This window comes from Tranquillimonas rosea, assembly GCF_900111315.1.
GTDB classification, from domain to species: Bacteria; Pseudomonadota; Alphaproteobacteria; order Rhodobacterales; family Rhodobacteraceae; genus Tranquillimonas; species Tranquillimonas rosea.
Genome location: NZ_FOGU01000002.1, coordinates 323,220 through 346,150 on the forward strand (window position 1 = coordinate 323,220; position 22,931 = coordinate 346,150).

Sequence of the window (22,931 nt, forward strand, 5' to 3'; positions counted from 1 at the left end):
CATACATATCCGCATTAACGGGAGGAGACACACATGACTGTTATGAGCATTCTTCGCGCAGGCGCCGCCATCGGCGTGGTCACCGGCATCCTGGCAGGGCCCGCGGCGGCGGAAACGTGGCGCGGCTGGAACATCCACCCCGAGGACTATCCCAACGGCGTGGCACTGGATTCCTTCGCCGAGGCGGTCGCCGAGGGGACCGAGGGCCGGATCGAGCCCGAAGTCTACCACAACGGCGTCCTCGGCGCGCAGCCCGACGCGATCGAGCAGCTGCGCACCGGCGGGCTCGACTTCGCGAACTTCAACATGGGGCCGATGGGACAGATCGTTCCCGAGACGAACGTGCTGTCGCTGCCGTTCATCTTCACCGACCTCGACCACATGCACAAGGTGATGGACGGCGAGATCGGCGAACGTTTCGCCGACGCACTGGCCGAGTACAACATCATCGCGCTGAGCTGGTTCGACAGCGGGTCGCGCAGCTTCTACAATACGCAGCGCCCGATCGAGACGCCGGCCGACATGGACGGTCTGAAGTTCCGCGTGATGAACAACGACCTGTATGTCGACATGGTCGACCAGCTGGGCGGCAACGCGACGCCCATGGCCTATTCCGAGGTCTACCAGTCGCTGCGCACCGGCGTGATCGACGGCGCCGAGAACAACTGGCCGTCCTTCGACAGCTCGAACCACTTCGAGGTCGCGCAGTACTACTCGATCACCAACCACCTCATCATCCCCGAGTGCATCTGCATCTCGGCGCAGACGTGGGAAAACACCTCGGACGAGGACAAGGAGATCGTCCGCCAGGCCGCGGTCGAGGCGGCCGAAGAGCAGCGCCAGCTCTGGGCCGAGCGCTCCGAGCAGTCGCGCCAGAAGGTCGAGGAAGCCGGCGTCGCGGTGAACGAGGTGCAGGATCCGGCGGCATTCCAGGAAGCGATGCAGCCGGTCTACGACGCCTTCGTCGAAGAGAACCCCGAGCTGGAGTCGCTCGTCTCCGACATCCAGGAAACGAAGTGACACCGCGGTCGGGCGGCGCATCCGCCGCCCGGCCCGTGCAGCAGGTCGAGGAGGGGACATGAAACCGATGTCCGAACAGGCCACGGGACCGCTGGGCCGCGCGCTGGATCTTCTGGCGCGCGCCTGCATGCTGGTGGCCGGTGTGCAGATCGTCCTGCTGATCGCCGTCTTCGGATGGCTCGTATTCGGCCGCTACATCCTGAACGACACGCCCACATGGGTCGAACAGCTGGCGCTGGTGCTGGTCGCGTGGATCACGTTCCTCGGCGCCGCCGCCGGTGTCTGGACCCGCTCGCACCTGTCGATCGAGTTCGTGCGCGAGGCGATGCCCCGCGTCATCGGCGTGCCGCTACACTGGCTCGGCGTGTTCGGCATGATCGTCTTCGGCGCATGCCTCGCATGGCAGGGATGGGGGCTGACGACCTCTACCTGGAGCCGCTCGATCCCGATGCTGGGCATAGCCGAGGGCTGGCGCGCGCTTCCCATGGCGATCTGCGGTGTGCTCACCGTGGTGTTCTCGGCCTATCATCTCGCCGGTCTCTTGCCCGGCCGCACCGTGCATCAGGAGTGACCCTGTGGGCCTGACCATTCTGTTCGGTATCTTCGCGCTCGGCCTGCTGACCGGCATGCCGGTGGCGTTCGCGCTCGGTCTCGCCACGGTGGGCGGCTTCGTCTACGAAGGCCTGCCGCTGCTGATCGGCTTCCAACGCATCCTCTCCGGCGTCTCCGTCTTTTCGCTGCTGGCGATCCCGTTCTTCATCTTCGCGGGCGAGCTGATGCTCCAGGGCGGCATCGCGGGCCGCCTCGTCCGGCTGGCGAGTTCGGCCGTGGGCTGGATGCGCGGCGGGCTGGGCCTCGTGAACGTGTCCTCGTCGATGCTGTTCGGCGGCATCTCGGGCTCGGCGGTCGCCGACACCTCGGCGCTCGGCTCGATCCTGATGCCGGTGATGAAGGAAAAGGGCTACGACGCCGACTACGCGGTGAACGTCACCGTCAGCTCGTCGATCGCCGGCGTCGTGATCCCGCCCAGCCACAACATGATCCTGTTCGCCGTCGCGTCGGGCGGCGGCGTGTCGGTCTCGAGCCTGTTCATCGCCGGCGTGCTGCCCGGCATCCTGATGTGCCTGTGCCTCGGCCTCGTCGCCTGGATCATCGCCGTGCGCCGCGGCTACCCGGCCGAGCCCTTTCCCGGCTTCAAGTCGCTGGCCGTGTCCACCGTGGTCGCGCTGCCGGGTCTGATGACCGCGATCATCATCGTCGGCGGCGTGCTGTCGGGCGTGATGACGGTGACCGAATCCGGCGCGTTCGGCGCGATCTGGGCGATCCTCGTGACCGTCTTCGTCTACCGCGAACTGACCTGGCCGAAATTCGTGCGCGCCGTCACGCAGGCGGTGCGGACGACCTCGCTGGTGATGATCCTCGTCGCGACGGCGTCGTCCTTCGCCTATCTGCTGGCACTCTACCGCGTCCCCGATCTTCTGGCCGAAAGCGTCACCACGCTGTCGGACAACCCGCTGGTCATCCTGCTGATGCTGAACGTGATCCTGCTGCTGCTGGGCATGATCATGGACATGGCCGCGCTGATCCTGATCTGCACGCCGATCTTCCTGCCCGTGGTCACCGACCTGGGCATGGACCCGCTGCAGTTCGGCGTGATCCTGATGATGAACCTCGGCCTGGGCCTGTGCACCCCGCCGGTCGGTGCCTGCCTCTTCGTCGGATGTGTCGTCGGCAACATCCGAATCGAGGAAGCGGTGCGCACGATCTGGCCGTTCTACCTCGCCATCCTGGCCGCGTTGATGCTCGTGACGTACGTTCCGTTCTTCTCGATGTATCTGCCCGGCCTCATCGACTAGGAGAGATCCCGAGCATGGAAAGACTGCTGATCACCGGTGCCGCCGGCGGCCTCGGCCGCATGATGCGTGAGCGCCTGAGCCACGTCGCGACGAAACTGCGCCTGTCCGACATCGCCGATCTGGGCGAGGCCGGCCCGAATGAGGAACTGGTGCAATGCGACCTCGCCGACGAGGCCGCGGTGCACGACCTTGTTGCCGGCTGCGACGGCATCGTGCATTTCGGCGGCGTTTCTGTCGAGGACCGCTTCGACAAGATCATGGCCGGCAACATCCAGGGGGTCTACAACCTCTACGAGGCGTGCCGCGCCAACGGGATGCCGCGCATTGTGTTCGCCAGCTCGAACCACACGATCGGCTTTCACCCGCAGGACCGCCACCTGACCGCGCACGACCCGATGAAGCCCGACGGGCTCTACGGTGTGTCCAAGTGCTTTGGCGAGGCAATCGCCTCGATGTATCACTCGAAGTTCGGGCAGGAGACGGCGCTGGTCCGGATCGGCTCGTGCTTCCCGCGCCCCACGAACCACCGGATGCTGGCCACGTGGTTCAGCCCCGACGACTTCGTTTCGCTCATCGAGACGGTGTTCAACGTCCCTCGGCTAGGGTGCCCGGTGATCTGGGGCGTCTCGGACAACGACGAGATGTGGTGGGACAATTCCGCCGCGCGCTATCTGGGGTGGCGGCCCAAGGACAGCTCGTCGCGCTTCCGCGAGGAGGTCGAGGCAGAGAACGCGCGTCCCGCCCCCGACAGCCCCGACGCGCTGTGGCAGGGCGGCAAGTTCACCGCCGACCCGATCTATCGCGACTGAGCACCGCGACCGACTGACGCATTAGCCTTTTCGGACCGCCCGGCGAGATGCCGGGCGGTCATTTTCGTGTGACTTGCCACGTCCGCGCACTGCTACAGATGTGTGCCTCGTTTGATCTGCGGAAACCCGCGCAACGGGGGTGCCATGGCGCTGAAGAAGGGAATCGGAATCGGTCTTGCGGTGGTCTTCGTCGCGGCGTGCGGCGCGGCCGGCGTCTGGGGCACCTCCGAGATCTTCGCCCTGGTGCGCCCGAGCGACGAGCAGGGAGGCGGCGAGCGCCCGCCCACCCGCGTCGAGGTGGCCCAGCCGCAGAGGGACAAGGTGCGCGACACCTTCCAGGCGGTCGGGTCGATCCGCGCCGTGCGCTCGATCGAGCTGCAACCACTGGCGTCGGGCCGCGTCACCGAGGTCGCGGTCGAGTCCGGCGAGCGCGTCGAAGAGGGCGACCTGATCTTCGCGCTGGATGACCGCGCGGCGCAGGCGGCACTGCAGGAGGCCGAGGCGACGCTGAGCGAGGCCGAGTCCGAGTTCAGCCGCGTGCAGGAGCTCGCCACCGAGAACGTCAGCGCCGAGGCGCAACTGGAAGAGGCCCGCGCCGGATATCGCCGCGCTCAGGCCGCCGTGGCGACGGCCGAGGCGACGCTGGACGACCGGCGGCTGAGCGCGCCATTCTCGGGCGTCCTCGGCCTGGTCGATATCGACCCCGGCGAGCGGGTCGATACGTCGATGTCGTTCTCCTCGCTCGACGACATCTCGACCGTCGAGGCGCAGTTCTCGGTGCCGGAACGGTACTATGCCCGGGCCGAGGTAGGGCAGCAGGTTATCCTGAACGGCTCGGTCTACGATCGCGAGTTCGAGGGCGAGGTGTCGGTCAAGGCGCCGCGCGTCGATGCCAACTCGCGCAGCTTCACCCTGCGCGTCCGGGTGCCGAACGAGGACCGCGCGCTGACCGACGGCATGTTCATGACAGCGACCCTCGTGTTCGAGACCTATGAGGCGCTGACCCTGCCGGATGACGCGATCATCAGCGAGGGCAGCGCGACCTATGTCTACACCGTCTCCGACGGCAATGCCGCCCGCACGCCCGTCAGCCTCGGCAGCCGCAACGACGGCCGCACCGAGATCACCGACGGCGTCTCGGCCGACTCGCGCGTCGTCATCACCGGCTATGACCGGCTGAGCGACGGTGCGCCGGTTCAGGTCGCCGACGGCGAGGCCCCGCAGGAGGCCCTGAATTGAGCATCTCCGAGCTCTGTCTGCGCCGCCCGGTCCTGGCGACGGTCATGTCGATCATGATCGTCATCTTCGGCATCGCCGCCCTGATGCGGGTGCCGGTGCGCGAGCTGCCCAACATCGACACGGCCGAGGTCACGGTCAGCGTGAACTACACCGGCGCCGGGCCCGGAGTAGTCGACGCCGAGGTGACGACGGTGATCGAAGGCGCGATCTCGGGCGTGTCCGGCATCGACTCGATCTCGTCGGAATCCGAGCTCGGCGGAAGCCGCAGCGTCATCACATTCAACGCCGACCGGAACATCGACCAGGCCGCCGCGGATGTGCGCGCCGCCGTCCAGAGCATCGCGCCAGAGCTGCCCGAGGCCGCCGACGAGCCCGAGGTCGAAAAGAACGACACCCAGGGCGATCCGATCATCTGGATGACGATGACGAGCGACACGCTCTCGGCCTCCGAGCTGACGGACTACGCCGACCGGTTCGTCACCGACCGTCTCGAGACGGTCTCGGGCGTCGCCACGGTGCAGATATATGGCGAGCGGGCCTATGCCATGCGCCTCTGGCTCGATCCCGACGCGATGGCCGCGCGGGGTGTGACGGTGGACGAGATCGCCACTGCGCTGCGCGACAACAACATCGAGCTGCCCGCCGGGCAGATCGAGACGGACTCGCGGCGCTATCTCCTGCGGACCGAGACGCGGCTCGCCTCGGTCGAGGAGTTCGAGGACCTCGTGATCGCCGAGCGCGACGGCTACCAGATCCGGGTGAGCGACGTGGCCGATGTCGAGCTGGGCGTCGAGAGCGACGACTCGATCTTCCGCGCCAACCAGGAAACGGCGATCGGCCTGGGCGTGCTGCGCCAGTCGGAATCGAACACGATGGCGATCTCTTCGGCGATCGGAGAAGTCGTCTCGCAGATCCGGCAGGACCTGCCCGGCGGCACCACGATCGCCGTGACCAGCGACGACGCGACCTATATCCGCAACTCGATCGTCCAGGTGGTGCAGACGCTAGCCATCGCCGTGGCGGTCGTGGTTGGTGTGATCTTTGTCTTTCTCACCTCGGCCCGCGCCACGCTGGTGCCCGCCGTGACGATCCCCATCGCGCTGCTCGGGGCCTGCGCTGGGATCGCGGCGGCGGGATTCTCGATCAACGTTCTGACGCTGTTCGCGCTGATCCTGGCGATCGGGCTGGTGGTCGATGACGCCATCGTGGTGCTCGAGAACATCGAGCGCCGCGTGGAAGAGGGCGAAGCGCCGTTCGACGCCGCGAAGAACGGCGCGCGACAGGTCCTGTTCGCCGTGATCTCGACCTCGGCAACCCTGATCGCGGTGTTCCTGCCGCTGTCGTTCCTGCAGGGCGAGGTCGGGCGGCTGTTTACCGAGTTCGGCATCACGCTGGCCATCGCCGTGGCCGTCTCGACTTTCGTGGCGCTGTCGCTGTGCCCCGTCCTTGCCTCGCGGGTGCTGAAGCAGGGGCAGAACGATCACCGCTTCGCCCGCGCCGTCAACGGCGGCATGCAACGCCTGTCTTCGGGCTATCGCAGCGCGTTGACGCGGGCGATCCGGGCGCCGGCGCTTGTTCTCGGTATCGCCGCGCTGCTGTCCGGGGCGTCCTATTCGCTGTACCAGAATCTGCCCTCGCAACTGACGCCGCAATCCGACCGGGGCGTCTTCTTCATCAGCGTCGAGGCGCCCGCCGGGTCGAACGTGGGCTACACCAACGCCGCCGTGCAGCGTGTCGAGGAGATCCTCGCGCCCTACCGCGAGGACGGGGTTCTGGACGACATGATCGCGCTCGTCGGCCGCTATGGCGAGCCGGGCAGCGCCTTCGTCGTGGGCTCGATGGCGCAATGGGGCGAGCGCGAGATGACGCCGCGCGACCTGCTGAACGAGGTGCGCCCGAAATTCGCCGAGATTACCCTGGCCAACGTGCGCGGCTTCGCGCCGTCGGGGCTGGGGGCCGGCGGGGGCGGCTCGCCGCTGGAGGCGATTGTCACCGCGCCCAGCTTCGAGCAGGCCGCGACGTGGTCTCAGGACCTCGTCGAACTGCTGCGCCAAGAGCCTTCCATCACCAATGTTCGCCGGGCCTACGAGGTGAACACGCCGGGCTACGACATCACCGTGAACCGGCAGCGCGCGCGTGAGCTGGGGATCGACGCGAGGACGATCGCGAACACGGTGCAGACGCTGTTCGCCTCGGCCGAGGTGACCGAGTTCATCGAGCGTGACCGGCAATACCCGGTGATCCTGCAGGCCCGCGAGGGCGCCCGCACCAATCCCGACGACCTGCGCGGGCTGAACATCCGCACTGAGGACGGCACGCTTGTGCCTCTTGACGGGCTGGTCGAAGTCGAGCGGCAGGCGTCGGTCCGCGCCTACAACCGCTACGACCGCCAGCCCTCGGTCGAAATTTCCGGCTCGCTTGCCGAAGGCGTCGATCTCGGCACCGCGATCTCGATCACCAACAGCGCGGCCGATCAGCTCCCCTCGGGCCTCACGCTCAGCTATTCCGGGCAGGCCGAGAGCTATCAGGAGACCTCGGGCGGGCTGATCGCGACCTTCGGCCTTGCGCTGCTGGTTGTGTTTCTGGTGCTGGCGGCGCAGTTCGAAAGCTTCGTGCAGCCCGTGGTGATCCTCTTGTCCGTTCCGCTGGCGATCACGGGGGCCTTGCTGACGCTGCTCGTGCTGGGGCAGGCGATCAACGTCTACACGCAGGTCGGCATGGTCATGCTGATCGGTCTGATGGCGAAGAATGGCATCCTTATCGTCGAGTTCGCCAACCAGCTGCGCGAACAGGGCAGATCGGTGCGCGACGCGGTGATCGAAGCGTCAACGGTGCGCCTGCGCCCGATCCTGATGACGGTCCTGTCCACCGTTCTGGGCGCGGTGCCGTTGGTGCTGTCGTCTGGCGCCGGGGCCGAAAGCCGATTCTCCATCGGCATCGTCATCATCGGCGGGTTCATGGCCGCCTCGGTGCTGACGCTGTTCCTGACGCCGGTGCTCTACGACCTGATGCAGCGCGATCCCGAGCCGTCGTCGCAGGCGGAAGGCGACGCGCGGACCGCCTGAGTGCGCTTCGGTCCTTGTCGCAGCCACAGGATGCGTCATTCTGGCGGTATTCAACCGTGGAGCGACGCCATGATAATCCGAACAACCTGTCTCCTGACCCTTCTGCTGGCGGGGCCGGTCGCCGCCCAGCAGGCGGCCGACGAGGTGACCACCGAAGCGGCGGGCGCGGGCGAGGTCCGGGGCCTCGGCGATGCGGCACAGGCCGCGCTGGAGGCCAAACGCAACGGCAACCCGGTGATCGCGGAAGACTGGATGGTCGCCGCCGCCAATCCGCTGGCGGTCGAGGCGGGCGCCGAGGTCCTGCGCGAGGGCGGCAGCGCGGCGGACGCCATGGTCGCCGTACAGGCGGTGCTGGGGCTGGTGGAGCCGCAATCCTCCGGCCTCGGGGGCGGTGCCTTCCTCGTCTGGTACGATGCCGAACGCGGCGAGCTGACCACGCTGGACGGGCGCGAGACGGCGCCGCTCGACGCGACGCCGCAGTATTTCCAGGACAACGCCGGCGCGCCGCTGGAGTTCTACGAGGCCGTCGTGGGCGGGCGCTCGGTCGGCACGCCGGGAACGCCGATGCTGCTGGAAGAGGCGCACGAGCGCTGGGGCAAGGCCGAGTGGTCGGACCTGTTCGACGACGCCATCGCGCTGGCCGAGGAGGGCTTCACGGTGTCGCCCCGCCTCGCCACCCTCGTGGCCGAAGAGCCGGAGGACCGGCTGCCCCGGTTCGAGGCGACGGCGGAGTACTTCTACCCTGACGGCGAACCGATCCGGGAAGGCGACACGCTGAAGAACCCGGCCTATGCCGACAGCCTGCGCACGCTCGCCTCCGAAGGGGCGCAGGCCTTCTATTCCGGCCCGATCGTCGAGGACCTCGTCGCCACGGTGCAGGCCGAGGGCGGGCTGCTGACGCCGACGGATTTCGCCATCTACCGCGTGATCGAGCGGCCTGCGGTCTGCGCCGCCTTCGCGGGCGCGGATGTCTGCGGCATGGGGCCGCCGTCGTCGGGCGCGCTGACGGTGGGGCAGATCCTCGGAATGCTGGACAACGTGGACCTCGGGGAGGATCCGCTGGCGCCCGAGGCGTGGACGCTGTTCGGTGATGCCTCGCGGCTCGCCTTCGCGGATCGGGGCCGGTACATGGCCGACAGCGATTTTGTCCCGATGCCGACCGAGGGGTTGGTCGATGACGGCTATCTCGCCGGTCGGGCCGAGCAGTTGCGCCCCGACGCCGCGCTCGACACCGCCGAGCCGGGCGATCCCGAATGGGACCACGCGATGTTGTGGGGCGACGACCAGTCGCTCGAGCTGCCATCGACCTCGCACATCTCGATCGTCGATGCCGACGGCAACGCCCTGTCGATGACCACGACGATCGAGAACGGCTTCGGCTCGCGGCTGTTCGTGCGGGGGTACCTGCTCAACAACGAACTGACCGATTTCTCCTTCGCCACTCACGAGGACGGTCGGTCCATCGCCAACAGGGTCGAGCCCGGAAAGCGGCCCCGGTCGTCGATGTCGCCCACCATCGTCATGCGCGACGGTGCGCCGGCGCTCGTCGTCGGCTCGCCCGGCGGAAGCCGGATCATCGGCTATGTCGCGCAGAGCGTCGCCAACATGCTGGTCTGGCACATGGACCCGCAGCAGGCCGTCTCGACACCGCACCTGATAAACCGCTTCGGCACCTTCGATCTCGAGGCCGGGACCGATGCCGAAGCGCTCGAACAGCCGCTGCAGGCGGCCGGGTTCGAGGTCGAGGTCCGCGACCTGACCAGCGGCCTGCATGTCATCGCGATCGAGGATGGCCGGCTGATCGGCGGCGCGGACCCGCGGCGCGAGGGCATCGCCCTGGGCGAGTGAGCACGGGGCACGACGCCAAGGGGGGCTGTTGAAACGGCCTCCTGGTCCGCGATGGCGGGTGACGCAGCGGCATTTCAGCGTTCTGGCTGGACGTCCTTCGCTTCCGTGCCCACCTTCGGGCGAACAGTGGCCGGATGGCATGCGCAGGCGGGGAGGCCTCTCCCCGCCATTCGGAAGTGCGCGGTGCCGCGAACACTCGGACACGACAGGAGGCAGGACTTGCCCGAGAACGACGAGCCAGAGCGCCAGCCGCTCTCCTTCACCGACGACCGCGGGGCCTCGCGCGCGGCGTGGATCGCCCTTGCGCTGGTCGTCCTGCTGACCGGCTGGATGGCCAGCGGGCTCGTCTTTCCGTCCGGGCCCGAGCCGACGTCCGAGCCGGTCGCCGAACAGGCGGACGATCCAATCGCGGTTGCCGTGCGCCCGTCAGAGGCCGAAAGCGTCGCACAATATTTCGTGGCCGAGGGGCAGGCGCAGCCCGACCGCGAGACGACGATCCGCGCCGAGATCTCGGGCGAGGTCGCGGAGGTGCTGGTCGACAAGGGCGCCATGGTCGAAGAACGGGCGATCATCGCCCGGCTGTCGCGCGCCAGCGCCGAGGCCAACCTGCGGCAGGCGGAAGAAGAACTGTCCCGCGCGCAACGGGAGTTCGACAATGCCAGCGCCCTGCTCGAGCGCGGCACCTCCACCGTCGACCGGGTGGCCGAGGCGCGCACCGCGCTGTCCGCCGCCGAGGCCGGCGTGACGAGCGCGCAGGAGGCGTTGAACGACACCGAGATTCGCGCGCCCTTCGCCGGCCGCGTCGAAGAGCTGCCGATCGATCCGGGCGAGTTCGTGCAGGCCGGCGGCGAGGTCGGCCGCATCCTCGACACCCAGCCCCTGACCGTGACGCTACAGGTGCCGCAGCAGACGATCGGCCGGCTCGACGTGGGGCAGACGGCCGAAGTCACCTTCATCACCGGCGAGAGCCGCGAGGGCGAGATCACCTTCCTGGGCTCCAGCGCCGATCCCGAGACCCGGACGTTCCTGGCCGAGATCACCGTGCCGAACGAGGGCGGGACGATACCCTCGGGCGTCAGCGCCGAGGTTCGCGTCGCCACCGGAGAGGTCGTCGCGCATTTCCTGTCGCCGGCCATCCTGTCGCTCGGCCCCGAGGGGCAGCTGGGCGTCAAAACGGTGGACGAAGAGGACCGCGTCGTCTTTCACGAGGTCGAGATCGTGCGCGCCCAGACCGATGGCATCTGGGTCCGGGGCCTGCCCGACAGTGCCCGCATCATTACCGTCGGACAGGGCTTCGTCAGCGCGGGCGAAGAGGTCGCGCCCAAGGTCGAGGACATGTTCGGCGCGCAGGTCGCGCAGGGTGAACAGCCATGAACGCACTGATCGACGCGGCGTTCTCGCGCAGCCGGGTCGTCGCGCTGGCCCTGGTGATGATCCTGGCGGTCGGGACCTTCGCCTATGTGAACATTCCCAAGGAAAGCTCTCCCGAGATCCCGATCCCGACGATCTATGTCGTCACGACCGTCGACGGCATCTCGCCCGAGGATGCCGAGCGCCTGCTGGTCGAGCCGCTGGAGACCGAGCTTGGCGCGCTCACCTCGCTGGACGAGATGAGCGCCTCGGCGGGCGAGGGCTATGCGAGTGTCACGCTCGAGTTCGAGCCGGGCTTCGATGCCGACGAGGCGCTGAGCAACGTGCGCGAAGCGGTGGACCGCGCCAAGGCGGAGCTACCCGAGGATGCCACCGAACCCACCGTGACCGAGGTCAACACCGCGCTCTTTCCGATCCTGACCGCGACATTGTCCGGCCCGGTGCCCGAGCGGACGCTGAACGACCTTGCCGAGAGACTTCAGAACGACCTTGAGAGCGCACCGGGAATCCTCGAGGTCGATGTCGGCGGTGCGCGGACCGAGCTTCTGGAAGTGCTGATCGACCCGACCGTCTTCGAGACCTACGACATCTCGTTCGACGAACTCATCAGCCAGATCAACCGCAACAACCTTCTGATCGCCGCGGGCGCGATCGAGACGGGGGCGGGGCGGCTGGTGCTGAAGGTGCCGGGTCTGATCGAGAATATCGACGACGTGATGGAAATGCCGGTCAAGGTGCGCGGCGACACCGTCGTCAGCTTTTCCGACGTGGCCACGATCCGGCGCACCTTCGAGGACCCGACCAGTTTCGCGCGGATCAACGGCCAGCCGGCCCTGGCGCTGGAGATCAAGAAGCGGGCGGGCGCGAACATCATCGAGACCGTGCAATCCGCCAAGGCGATCATCGCCAGCGCCCGCGCCGACTGGCCCGAAAGCGTCGATATCACCTACCTCCAGGACGAGAGCGAGCAGGTCGAGGACATGCTCAACGATCTCGAGGCGAACGTCATCGCCGCCATCATCCTGGTGATGATCGTGATCGTCTTCGCGCTCGGCCTGCGCTCGGCGCTGCTGGTGGGTCTGTCGATTCCGGGCGCGTTCCTCAGCGGTGTCGCGGCGCTCTGGGCGATGGGCTACACGATGAACATCGTCGTCCTGTTCTCGCTGATCCTCGTGGTGGGGATGCTGGTCGACGGCGCTATCGTCACGACCGAGCTGGCGGACCGCAAGCTGCAGGAGGGCCACGGGCCCAAGGCGGCCTATGCCCATGCCGCCAAGCGCATGGCCTGGCCGATCATCGCTTCGACGGCGACGACACTGAGCGTGTTCTTTCCGCTGCTGTTCTGGTCCGGCGTGGTGGGCGAGTTCATGAAGTTCCTGCCGATCACCGTCATCCTGACGCTGGGGGCGTCGCTGGCGATGGCGCTGGTGTTCATCCCGGTGGTGGGTGGCATCATCGGCAAGCGGCAGCCGCAATCCGCCGCGGCCAAGGCCGCGCTGCACGAGGCCGAGGCGGGCGACCCACGCCGGATCGGCGGCGCAACGGGGAGGTATGTCCGCCTGTTGCAGGCAGCGGTCCTGCGGCCCGTGGCCACCCTGCTGTTCGCCGTCGCGCTTTTGCTGGCGGCGTTCGGGCTCTACGAGAAGTTCGGCAACGGCACGAGCTTCTTTCCGTCGGTGGAGCCGGACTTCATGCAGGTGCAGGTCCGTGCGCGCGACAACTTCTCGATCTACGAGCGCGACGCGCTGGTCCGGCGGGTCGAGGAACGGCTCTACGACTATGACGAGATCGCCAGCGTCTACGCCCGCTCGTCCGCCGACAGCCGCGACGATGCCGAGGTGATCGGCACGCTCCAGCTCGAGCTCACCGAATGGGACACCCGCCGCACCGCTGAGGTGATCGGCGAGCAGATCCGCACAGAGATGGCGGAAATCCCGGGCATCGACGTGCAGGTCCAGACCCAGTCCCAGGGCCCCGCCGCCGGCAAGCCAGTGCAGCTCGAGGTGCGCACCAACGACCGCGACGCGCAGGAGCAGGTCGTCGAGACAGTGCGCACCCTGATGGACCGGACAGGGGGCTTCACTGACGTGACCGACACCACGCCGCTGCCCGGTGTCGAGTGGCGCCTGTCCGTCGACCGCTCCGAGGCCGCGCGGTTCGGTGCGGATGTCAGCCTGCTGGGGCAGGCGGTCCAGCTAATCACGCAGGGCATCACGGTGGCCGACTACCGCCCCGACGACGCCGAGGGCGCGGTCGACATTCGCGTGCGCTTTCCGTCGTCGGACCGGACGCTCGAACAGCTCGAAAACCTGCGGGTGCCGACCTCGTCCGGGCTTGTGCCGATCTCGAACTTCGTGTCGTTCGAACCCGCGCCGCGCACCGGCACGATCAAGCGGGTGGATCAGCAACGGGTGGTCACGGTCGCCGCCAATGTCGCGCCGGGGCTTCTGGTGAGCGAACAGATCGCGGAACTGCGCCAGGCGCTCGTTGCGGCGGACCTGCCGGACGGCGTCGAGTGGTCCTTCGGCGGCGAGGCCGAGGATCAGCAGGATGCGATGATCTTCCTGGTGGGCGCGTTCCTGACCGCGATCGGCCTTATGTTCGCCATCCTCGTCACCCAGTTCAACGGCTTCTACCACGCTTTCGTGGTGATGTCGGCTATCGTGTTCTCAGTGGCCGGCGTCCTGCTGGGGCTCTTGGTGACGGGCCGTCCGTTCGGCGTGGTGATGGGCGGGATCGGTGTCATCGCGCTGGCGGGCATCGTCGTGAACAACAACATCGTGCTGATCGACACCTACAACGACATGCGACGGACCGGCCTTTCGCCGCTGGAGGCGGTGTTGCGCACCGGGGCGCAGCGTCTGCGGCCGGTGGTGCTGACCTCGCTCACGACGGCGCTGGGGCTGATGCCCATGGTGATCGGGCTGAACATTGACTTCTTCGGCCGCGAGATCGTCTACGGGGCGCCCTCGACCCAATGGTGGACGGAACTGTCCAGCGCCATCGCGGGCGGGCTTGTCGTGGCCACGATCCTGACGCTCATCGTGACCCCTGCGATGCTGATGCTGGGCGCCAACACCGCCGCATGGCGCCAGCGCCGCGCGGAACGGCGTCAGGGAGGTGCGGCGGCCGCGCCGGCGGAGTGATCGCGCCTGCAACCATGAAGTGCTCGCCGGGCGCGCTCTCTATTTATTGGTGTGTTGCTATAACGTACTGAGTTGATTATAAATTTTCACTTGGTAGACGTCTCCGCGCCGTTCGCACGGTGCCTTTTTTCAAAGCAGATCATTTAATTGGAGTGCCGCAATGGCCCTCAGGTTCTTTCGGTGCATAGAATGCGGTCATCGTATGCGTGCGTCCGGCGCGTATTGCGGCTTGTGCCACGCCGCCAAGACGCGACCACAGCAGTTCGGCGAAGGTCTGGTCTTCGCGGTGACGGCGGGCCTGATCGCCGTGGTCTTTGCCGGTATCGTCCTTCTGCTCTGAGACCGTCCTGCAATGCGTCCTCCCGACCGGGCCCGACACGCTGGCGCGGAGCCTTGTGACGACCGTCTCTGGATGGATTGCGTGTCCATCGAGTGTGGGTGGCTTGGAGCTATCCACAAGAAGGTGAGGTTGTCTCCAACATTTCGCTTTACAGGGTCATACTTTGGTCACACCATATTTGGTGAGGGGCAGGTGATCCCATCCCGTCCCTTGAGCAGGCACCCAGCCTTGGTAGGGCGAATGCCGTGCCGGGCCATAACCCGAGAGGCCGCGCTATGTCGCTTTCCGAGCAGTATTTCGAGACCGGAGACATCCATCCGATCGATATTGTCGAGCATCTGGCCGAGCATAACGATTGGGATTTCGACCGCGTGGCCGACGATCAGATCGCGATGGCGGTCGAGGGGCAGTGGCGCACCTATGCGATCACGCTGGCCTGGTCCGGCGTGGACGAGACGCTGCGCCTGATCTGCACCTTCGACATGGAGCCGCCGGAAGACCGACTGCCGCAGCTCTACGAGACGCTGAACGCGACGAACGATCGCTGCTGGGCCGGCGCGTTCAGCTTCTGGGCGGACCAGAAACTGATGGTCTACCGCTATGGGCTGGTCCTTTCCGGCGGGCAGATCGCCGGGCCCGAGCAGATCGACACGATGATCGGGGCCGCGCTGGCGGCGGCCGAGCGGTACTATCCGGCGTTTCAGCTGGTGGCCTGGGGCGACCAGAGCCCGAAAGAGGCGATGCAGGTGGCCATCGCAGAGGCATACGGACGGGCGTAAGATCCGCCGTTGACAGGGGCGGACGGGGCCCGGCGGCCCCGGACGTGGTTACATCGCAGGCAATGACCCGCCGCCGCAGCGCCCGCTTCGGCGGCGGGTCCGCGTTCGGGCCTCCCTTTACCTCTGGCGGCAGCGGTATAGGCTGCCCTGCAAACGGATCGGAGGGAACGCTGCGATGGACATGCAGGCGGTGCACGACCGGGGGCTTGTGCTTCTTGGCTGTGGCAAGATGGGGTCGGCGATGCTGGCCGGGTGGCTGAACGACGGGCTTCCGGCCAGTTCGGTCTGGGTGCAGGATCCCAACCCGTCGGAATGGCTGCGCGGGTTGGACGGCCTGAACCTGAACGTCGATCTGCCCGAGGCGCCGGCGATCCTGCTGATCGCCGTGAAGCCGCAGATGATGGGCGATGCGGTTCCGAACCTTGGCTCTTACGGCGGCGGCGACACGGTCGTGCTGTCGATCGCGGCGGGCACCGCCATCGGGTATTTCGAAAGCGTCTTCGGCGCGGCGACGCCTGTGATCCGCGCGATGCCGAACACGCCCGCCGCCATCGGCCGCGGGGTCACGGCGCTGATCGCCAACCGGCGCGGCGCCGACAGCCTGTCGGTGGCCGAAGAGCTGTTGCGCGCCGTGGGCCAGACCGTGCGGCTCGACAGCGAAGAGCAGATGGACGCCGTCACTGCCGTCTCCGGCTCCGGGCCGGCCTACGTGTTCCACCTGATCGAGTCGCTGGCCAGGGCCGGCGAGGCGCAGGGGCTGGATCCCGAGCTGGCGCTGAAGCTTGCCAAGGCGACGGTCGGCGGGGCCGGGCAACTTGCCGAGGACTCCGACGAGGATCCGGGCCAGCTGCGCAAGAACGTCACCTCACCCAACGGCACGACGCAAGCGGGGCTTGAGGTGCTTATGGACGAGGAAACCGGTCTGCCGCCGCTGATGCAGCGCACCGTCGCCGCCGCGGCCGACCGCTCGAGGGAGTTGAAGGGATGAGCGAGATCGACATGGAGGATTTCCAGAAGGTCGACGTCCGGGTCGGCCGCGTCACCCGCGCCGAGCCGTTTCCCGAGGCGCGCAAGCCGGCCATCAAGCTCTGGGTCGATTTCGGCGCCGAGCTTGGCGAAAAGCGGTCCTCGGCCCAGATCACCCGGCACTATCGCCCCGATGACCTGGTCGGGCGCGAGGTCATGGCGGTAGTGAACTTCCCCCCGCGCCAGATCGGCAAGGTCCTGTCCGAGGTCCTGGTGCTGGGCGTGCCTGACGAGGACGGAGAGGTCGTGCTGGTCCGGCCCGATCAGGACGTGCCGCTGGGCGGGAGGCTTTACTGATGCCCTCACTGCTGATCACCCGCCCGATGCCGCAGCCCGTGGTCGACGCGCTTGGCGGCCGTTTCGAAGTGACGCTGCGCGAAAGCAACGTGCCGATGGACGTTGCCGATTGTGCCGACGCCCTGGCCCGTTACGACGCGATACTGCCGACGCTGCGCGACCGCTTCACGGCCGAGGCGTTCGCGGGCGACGTCCGGTGCCGCATCCTTGCCAATTTCGGTGTCGGCACCGATCATATCGACACGGATGCCGCGGGCACGGCCGGGGTCCGTGTCACCAACACGCCGGGCGCCGTGACCGACGCGACAGCCGATATCGGGATGATGCTGATCCTTATGACCTGCCGCCGTGCGGGCGAGGGCGAGCGGATGGTGCGGGCCGGGCAGTGGGACGGATGGCACCCCACGCAGCTGCTTGGCATGCACCTGGGCGGAAAGACCCTGGGCATCGTCGGGATGGGACGGATCGGCAAGGCGATCGCCCGTCGGGCGCAGGCCGGTTTCGGAATGGAGGTCGTGTTTCATAATCGATCTTCCGTTGCGGACTCGGATGTTTACGGGCGCCAGCTGGACAGCCTGACGCAAGTGGCAGAGGCGGCGGACGTTCTGGTTTGCGCGGTACCCGCCACGCCGCAGACCCGGCGCCTGATCGACGGCGACGTGCTATCTTCGCTCGGGGCGGCTGGATATTTCGTTAACATCGCGCGTGGTGACATCGTCGACGAGGCGGCAATGATTCGCGCGCTGCAGGACGGGACGATCGCCGGGGCCGGGCTGGACGTCTACGAACGCGAGCCCGAGGTGCCGGAGGCGCTGCGCGGGATGGAGAACGTCGTGCTGCTGCCGCATCTGGGCACCGCCGCGCTGGAGGTCCGGACCGAGATGGGGCTGATGGCGGTGCGCAACCTGACCGCCTATCTCGACGGCGAGACGCTGCCGAATCTGGTCTGAGCTCAGGGCTCGCCGGTGGCCGCGCGCCAGTGGCGGCGGCAGAGCGAAACATAGGTCTCGTTCCCGCCGATCTGGATCTGCTCGCCCTCGGTCAGGATGCGGCCGGTCTCGTCCTGACGGACGACCATCGTCGCCTTGCGGCCGCAATGGCAGATGGTGCGGATTTCGCGCAGATCGTCGGCCAGGGCGAGCAGGGTGGCCGAGCCGGGAAACAGCTTGCCGCGGAAGTCGACGCGCAGGCCATAGCACATCACCGGCAGCTTCAGATCGTCCGCCGCACGCGCCAGCTGCCAGGCTTGCTCTTCGGTGAGGAACTGCGCCTCGTCGACGAAAACGCACGCAAGATCAGGGAATTGCGGGTGCGTGCGCAGGCGCTCGAACAGGTCGTCGCCGGGGGCGAAGGTATCCGCGGCCTCACCTATGCCGATGCGCGAGGCGATGCGGCCCTCGCCGGCGCGGCGGTCTAGGCGGGCGGTGAGGAGGTAGGTCGTCATGCCGCGTTCGCGGTAGTTGTGGGCGGCCTGCAGGAGCACGGTGCTCTTGCCCGCGTTCATCGTGGAATAGTTGAAATAGAGCTTGGCCATCGCGCGTGCCTTAGCCCGGTGCGGCGAGGGCGGCAAGCGGGGTCCGGCCCGCCACGAAAGGCGGGCCGGAGAGGGCGTTACGCGGCCTGATACAGCTCGGTCACGTCGTCGGGCAGAAGCGCGCCGACATGGCGCAGTTCGTTGGGATCGACATTGGCCTTGAGCACGCGGAACACCGCGCGGGCGGCCTCTTCGGGGTCGTCCTCGGTTTCCCGGTCGCCGACGTTTTCGACCATGATCGTAAGGTATTCCTCGCGGTCGCGCAGCTTTTGCGGGGCGTCGGCGGGGCGCCAGTTCTCGTAGTAGATGCCGCGGATCAGGTGCGGCAGCTGGGCGGACAAGTGGGCCGCTTCCTCGACCGTCATGCGGTCGCGCAGCGTGTGCAGACCGCCGCGCAGGACGTGGTAGGCGTGCTTCTTGTCACAGCCCAGATCCGTGGAGATCTGGTTCAGCCAGTTGTTGGTATCGTTAACGGTGCGGTCGATGACCTCTAGTCCCATCTCGGGCATGGTGTCCTCCGGTATCGTCTGTTGACCGGGCAACGCCGACCGCCCCGGAGCGGGTTCCGGACCGATGCACAATCCGTGCACCGGGCGTGCACCGCGCGTGCACAGGGCGGCATACGATGGTCTCGCGGTCCATTAACCATTTCCGGGGCAGGATGCCGGGCGACCAGAGAGGAGATCCGCGATGCCCCGGACCGATCCGACGACGATCCCCGAGACCGACCTGAGACGGATGACAAAGGCCGAGCGGCGCGAGGCCGGGCTGTTCTTCGACGCGTTGCAGATGATCGAGTACGACCTCTTCAGCCATGCGCAGGCCCGCAGCGTCGTCCCGAAGGAATGGCACCAGATCGCCGCCGACCCCTCGCAGCAGAAGCAGCGGATCACCCTGCGGCTGGACGCGGACATCGTGACGTATTTCCGCGCGATGGGGTCCGGCTACCAGGCGCGGATCAACCGGGTGCTGAGCGCATGGATGCACGGGCGCCTGGCACGGATGATCGAGGGGCCGGATACCGTGGACATCGGGTTCCGCCGGGCGCAGCTGTCCGAGACGCGCACCGAATGGGGCGACAACGCCGAGCAGATGGGCCGGGTGACCGTCGCGCTGGAGGCGGCCCGCCAGCGCGAGATCGTCGAGGAGATGCGCGAGATGGTCCGCGCGTCGGATGCCGCCGACGGAAGGTAGCGCCCGGCGCCGCCGTCGCGGCGGCGCCGAAGGGCGGCTCAGCCCTGAAGGCTGCGCACGTCCAGCTCGCCTTCCTGTCGTGCCCGCATCGCCTGCGCGGCGGCGTGGGAGGCGGCGAGCGTGGTGAAGTAGGGGATCTTGTCGTAGAGCGCGACGCTGCGCATCTCGCGGCTGTCGGCCACGGCCTGCGCGCCCTCGGTGGTGTTCATCACCACGTCGACGCCGCCGTCCTTCATCAGGTCGACGATATGCGGCCGGCCCTCGTAGACCTTGTGCACGTGGGTCGAGTCGATCCCGTGCTCGGATAGGTAGGCGGCGGTCCCGGTGGTGGCGACGATCCGCAGGCCGAGATCGACGATGATGCGCGCCGTCTCGATCAGCTGCTCGGTCTTGTCGGCTTCCTTGATCGACAGGAAGGCGGTGCCTTCCGTCGGGAGGTGCACGCCGGCGCCCATCTGCGCCTTGAGGAAGGCGCGGGGGAACGAGCGGTCCCAGCCCATCACCTCGCCGGTGGAGCGCATCTCGGGGCCGAGCAGGGTGTCGACGCCCGGAAAGCGCGCGAAGGGCAGCACCGCCTCCTTGACCGAGAACCACGGCATCGCCGGGTCGGCCAGCGTCATCGGGTCGGCCAGCGGCAGCGTGTCGTCGGGCGAGGTGCCGGCGGGGTAGGGCGGACGCCGGTCGAAGGTCGACAGCGGCTCGCCCGCCATCAGGCGCGCGGCGATCGAGGCGATGGCGCTGTCGGTGGCCTTGGCGACGAAGGGCACGGTGCGCGAGGCGCGCGGGTTGACCTCGAGCACGAAGATCTCGCCGTCCTTGATCGCGAACTGCACGTTCATCAGGCCGACGACGCCCAGCTCGATGGCCATCGCGCGGGTCTGACGCTCGAGCTCGGCAATGGTGTCGTCGTCGAGCGTGTAGGGCGGCAGCGAGCAGGCGGAATCGCCCGAGTGGACGCCGGCCTCTTCGATGTGCTGCATCACGCCGGCGACATGGACATCGGTGCCGTCGCTCAGGCAGTCGACATCGACTTCGACCGCGCCGGACAGGTAGCTGTCGAGCAGGACGGGGTTCTTGCCCGAGACGACCACCGCCTCGCGGATGTAGCGGTCGAGATGGGCCTCGTCGCGCACGATCTCCATGGCGCGGCCGCCGAGGACATAGGACGGGCGGATCACCAGCGGGAAGCCCACCCGCTCGGCGATCTGCATGGCCTGCTCGTGGGACGAGGCGATGCCGTTGCGCGGCTGCTTGAGATTCAGCTTGTACAACATCTCCTGGAAGCGCTCGCGGTCCTCGGCGAGGTCGATCGCGTCGGGCGTGGTGCCGAGGATCGGGATGCCGGCGGCGTGGAGATCGTTGGCGAGCTTGAGCGGGGTCTGCCCGCCGAACTGCACGATGACGCCGTGCAGGGTGCCGCGCTCCTGCTCGACGCGCAGGATCTCCATCACGTGTTCCAGGGTCAGCGGCTCAAAATAGAGCCGGTCCGAGGTGTCGTAGTCGGTCGAGACGGTCTCGGGGTTGCAGTTGACCATGATCGTCTCGTAGCCGGCCTCGGTCAGCGCGAAGCAGGCGTGACAGCAGCAATAGTCGAACTCGATCCCCTGGCCGATCCGGTTCGGGCCGCCGCCGAGGATGACCACCTTCTTGCGGGACGAGGGCCGCGCCTCGCATTCCACCTCGCCCATCACGGGCATCTCGTAGGTGGAGTACATGTAGGGCGTCTGGGCCTCGAACTCGGCCGCGCAGGTGTCGATCCGCTTGAACACCGCGGTGACGCCGAGATTGTGGCGGGCGCGGCGGATCTGCGCCTCGTCCCGGCCGGTGAGCATGGCGAGGCGGGCATCGGTAAAGCCCATCGACTTGAGCCGGCGCAGGCCCTCTTCGGTGACGGGCAGGCCGTCCTTGCGGACCTGTTCCTCGGTCTCGACGATCTCGCGGATGCGGGCCAGGAACCACGGGTCGAACTTGGTGATCGCCTGGATCTCGTCGTCGTCCATGCCGAAGCGCATCGCCTCGGCGATGATGCGCATGCGGTCCGGGGTCTGGCGCGACAGGGCGGCGACGACGGCGGGCTTGCCCTCGTCCGCCGCGCCGGGGATCTCGATCTCGTCGAAGCCCGACAGGCCGGTTTCCAGCGAGGACAGCGCCTTCTGGAAGCTCTCGTGCACCGTGCGGCCGATCGCCATCGCCTCGCCCACCGACTTCATCGCGGTGGACAGGACGGGTTCCGATCCGGGGAACTTCTCGAAGGCGAAGCGCGGGATCTTGGTGACGACGTAGTCGATCGTCGGCTCGAACGAGGCCGGCGTGACCTTGGTGATGTCGTTGTCCAGCTCGTCCAGCGTGTAGCCGACGGCGAGCTTGGCGGCGATCTTGGCGATCGGGAAACCGGTGGCCTTGGACGCCAGCGCCGACGAGCGCGACACGCGGGGGTTCATCTCGATGACGACCATGCGGCCGTCATCGGGGTTGATCGCCCATTGCACGTTCGAGCCGCCGGTCTCGACCCCGATCTCGCGCAGGACGGCGATGCTGCCGGCGCGCATCATCTGGTATTCCTTGTCGGTCAGCGTCAGCGCCGGGGCGACGGTGACCGAGTCGCCGGTATGCACGCCCATCGGATCGACGTTCTCGATCGCGCAGACGATGATCGCGTTGTCCGCCTTGTCGCGGACGACCTCCATCTCGAATTCCTTCCAGCCGAGGAGGGATTCGTCGACCAGGATCTGGCCCACGGGCGAGGCGTCCATGCCCGAGCGGCAGTAATGTTCGTAATCGTCGCGGTTGTAGGCCACGCCGCCGCCGGTGCCGCCAAGGGTATAGGCGGGGCGGATGATGGCGGGCAGACCGATATGTTCGAGCTCGTCCATGGCGCGGGCGACGCCGGCCTTGAGGTCGAACCCGCCGTCGCCGGTCTTGGGGGCCGAGACGATGGTGGCCTTGGGATTCTCGAGGCCGATCCGGTCCATCGCCTCGCGGAAGAGGCCGCGGTCCTCGGCCATCTCGATGGCGTCGCGGTTGGCGCCGATCAGCTCGACCCCGAACTTTTCCAGCACGCCCATGTCGGCGAGCTTGAGCGCGGTGTTCAGGCCGGTCTGGCCGCCCATCGTGGGCAGGACGGCGTCGGGGCGCTCCTTCTCGATGATCTTGGCGACGATCTCGGGGGTGATCGGTTCGATGTAGGTGGCGTCGGCGAGCCCCGGATCGGTCATGATCGTCGCGGGGTTCGAGTTGACGAGGATGACGCGGTAGCCCTCCTCGCGCAGGGCCTTGCAGGCCTGTGCGCCTGAATAGTCGAATTCGCAGGCCTGGCCGATGATGATCGGCCCCGCCCCGATGATCATGATCGACTGGATGTCGGTGCGTTTCGGCATGGCGTCCCCCGGGCAAATCCGTGCGGTTTA

The 22,931-nt window shown here is 67.6% G+C and carries 18 protein-coding genes; 15 read left to right on the forward strand and 3 right to left on the reverse strand.

Going from position 1 to position 22,931, the window contains the following annotated elements; genetic code table 11:
- Window positions 1-33: 33 nt before the first annotated feature.
- The 14 genes from BMZ25_RS04635 to BMZ25_RS04695 all read left to right on the forward strand — a co-directional run bounded on the left by BMZ25_RS04635 (window position 34) and on the right by BMZ25_RS04695 (window position 17,746).
- Entirely contained in the window at window positions 34-1,020 is a 987-nt protein-coding gene (locus tag BMZ25_RS04635; protein WP_092689117.1) for a TRAP transporter substrate-binding protein, read from the forward strand.
- Between the two features lie 58 nt (window positions 1,021-1,078).
- Entirely contained in the window at window positions 1,079-1,591 is a 513-nt protein-coding gene (locus BMZ25_RS04640) for a TRAP transporter small permease (RefSeq protein WP_092689120.1), read from the forward strand.
- A gap of 4 nt (window positions 1,592-1,595) precedes the next feature.
- The gene (locus tag BMZ25_RS04645) at window positions 1,596-2,876 is read left to right on the forward strand and encodes a TRAP transporter large permease (RefSeq protein ID WP_092689123.1); all 1,281 of its coding nucleotides are present in this window, start codon (window positions 1,596-1,598) and stop codon (window positions 2,874-2,876) included.
- 14 nt (window positions 2,877-2,890) lie between these two features.
- The gene (locus BMZ25_RS04650; RefSeq protein WP_092689126.1) at window positions 2,891-3,685 is read left to right on the forward strand and encodes an NAD-dependent epimerase/dehydratase family protein; all 795 of its coding nucleotides are present in this window, start codon (window positions 2,891-2,893) and stop codon (window positions 3,683-3,685) included.
- Between the two features lie 144 nt (window positions 3,686-3,829).
- Window positions 3,830-4,924: an efflux RND transporter periplasmic adaptor subunit gene (locus BMZ25_RS04655; RefSeq protein WP_092689129.1), complete on the forward strand. Its 1,095-nt coding sequence runs from the start codon at window positions 3,830-3,832 to the stop codon at window positions 4,922-4,924.
- Window positions 4,921-7,989 carry an efflux RND transporter permease subunit gene (locus BMZ25_RS04660; protein ID WP_092689132.1) on the forward strand — a complete coding sequence of 1,023 codons (3,069 nt, stop codon included), beginning with the start codon at window positions 4,921-4,923 and terminating at the stop codon, window positions 7,987-7,989. Before BMZ25_RS04655 ends, BMZ25_RS04660 begins: the two co-directional genes overlap by 4 nt.
- 69 nt (window positions 7,990-8,058) lie before the next feature.
- On the forward strand, window positions 8,059-9,837 hold the full coding sequence (ggt, locus tag BMZ25_RS04665; RefSeq protein ID WP_092689135.1) for a gamma-glutamyltransferase: 1,779 nt from the start codon (window positions 8,059-8,061) through the stop codon (window positions 9,835-9,837).
- 219 nt (window positions 9,838-10,056) lie between these two features.
- Window positions 10,057-11,211: an efflux RND transporter periplasmic adaptor subunit gene (locus tag BMZ25_RS04670; protein ID WP_235859773.1), complete on the forward strand. Its 1,155-nt coding sequence runs from the start codon at window positions 10,057-10,059 to the stop codon at window positions 11,209-11,211.
- A complete protein-coding gene (locus BMZ25_RS04675; protein ID WP_092689141.1) occupies window positions 11,208-14,354 on the forward strand; it encodes an efflux RND transporter permease subunit in 3,147 nt (1,048 codons plus the stop codon). The genes BMZ25_RS04670 and BMZ25_RS04675 overlap by 4 nt, the downstream gene beginning before the upstream one ends.
- Window positions 14,355-14,556: 202 nt before the next feature.
- On the forward strand, window positions 14,557-14,694 hold the full coding sequence (locus BMZ25_RS20720; RefSeq protein WP_177190381.1) for a hypothetical protein: 138 nt from the start codon (window positions 14,557-14,559) through the stop codon (window positions 14,692-14,694).
- A 275-nt stretch (window positions 14,695-14,969) separates the two neighbouring features.
- Entirely contained in the window at window positions 14,970-15,473 is a 504-nt protein-coding gene (locus tag BMZ25_RS04680) for a type III secretion system chaperone family protein (RefSeq protein ID WP_092689144.1), read from the forward strand.
- A 175-nt stretch (window positions 15,474-15,648) separates the two neighbouring features.
- Complete coding sequence (proC, locus tag BMZ25_RS04685; protein WP_092689146.1) at window positions 15,649-16,461, forward strand: pyrroline-5-carboxylate reductase; 813 nt, start codon at window positions 15,649-15,651, stop codon at window positions 16,459-16,461.
- Window positions 16,458-16,796: a tRNA-binding protein gene (locus BMZ25_RS04690; RefSeq protein ID WP_092689149.1), complete on the forward strand. Its 339-nt coding sequence runs from the start codon at window positions 16,458-16,460 to the stop codon at window positions 16,794-16,796. Before proC ends, BMZ25_RS04690 begins: the two co-directional genes overlap by 4 nt.
- Window positions 16,796-17,746: a 2-hydroxyacid dehydrogenase gene (locus BMZ25_RS04695; RefSeq protein WP_092689152.1), complete on the forward strand. Its 951-nt coding sequence runs from the start codon at window positions 16,796-16,798 to the stop codon at window positions 17,744-17,746. Before BMZ25_RS04690 ends, BMZ25_RS04695 begins: the two co-directional genes overlap by 1 nt.
- A 2-nt stretch (window positions 17,747-17,748) precedes the next feature.
- Here BMZ25_RS04695 and BMZ25_RS04700 read toward each other — a convergent pair whose 3' ends face one another.
- Together BMZ25_RS04700 and BMZ25_RS04705 are read right to left on the reverse strand one after the other, a co-directional pair.
- A complete protein-coding gene (locus tag BMZ25_RS04700) occupies window positions 17,749-18,330 on the reverse strand; it encodes a thymidine kinase (RefSeq protein ID WP_092689155.1) in 582 nt (193 codons plus the stop codon).
- A 77-nt stretch (window positions 18,331-18,407) separates the two neighbouring features.
- Window positions 18,408-18,839: a DUF2267 domain-containing protein gene (locus BMZ25_RS04705; RefSeq protein ID WP_092689158.1), complete on the reverse strand. Its 432-nt coding sequence runs from the start codon at window positions 18,837-18,839 to the stop codon at window positions 18,408-18,410.
- A 181-nt stretch (window positions 18,840-19,020) separates the two neighbouring features.
- On the opposite strand from BMZ25_RS04705, the gene BMZ25_RS04710 reads away from it, so the two are divergent.
- The gene (locus BMZ25_RS04710) at window positions 19,021-19,524 is read left to right on the forward strand and encodes a BrnA antitoxin family protein (RefSeq protein WP_092689161.1); all 504 of its coding nucleotides are present in this window, start codon (window positions 19,021-19,023) and stop codon (window positions 19,522-19,524) included.
- A 38-nt stretch (window positions 19,525-19,562) separates the two neighbouring features.
- Here the strand turns inward: BMZ25_RS04710 and carB are convergent, their stop codons facing one another.
- On the reverse strand, window positions 19,563-22,901 hold the full coding sequence (carB, locus tag BMZ25_RS04715) for a carbamoyl-phosphate synthase large subunit (RefSeq protein ID WP_092689164.1): 3,339 nt from the start codon (window positions 22,899-22,901) through the stop codon (window positions 19,563-19,565).
- Between the last annotated feature and the right edge of the window lie 30 nt (window positions 22,902-22,931).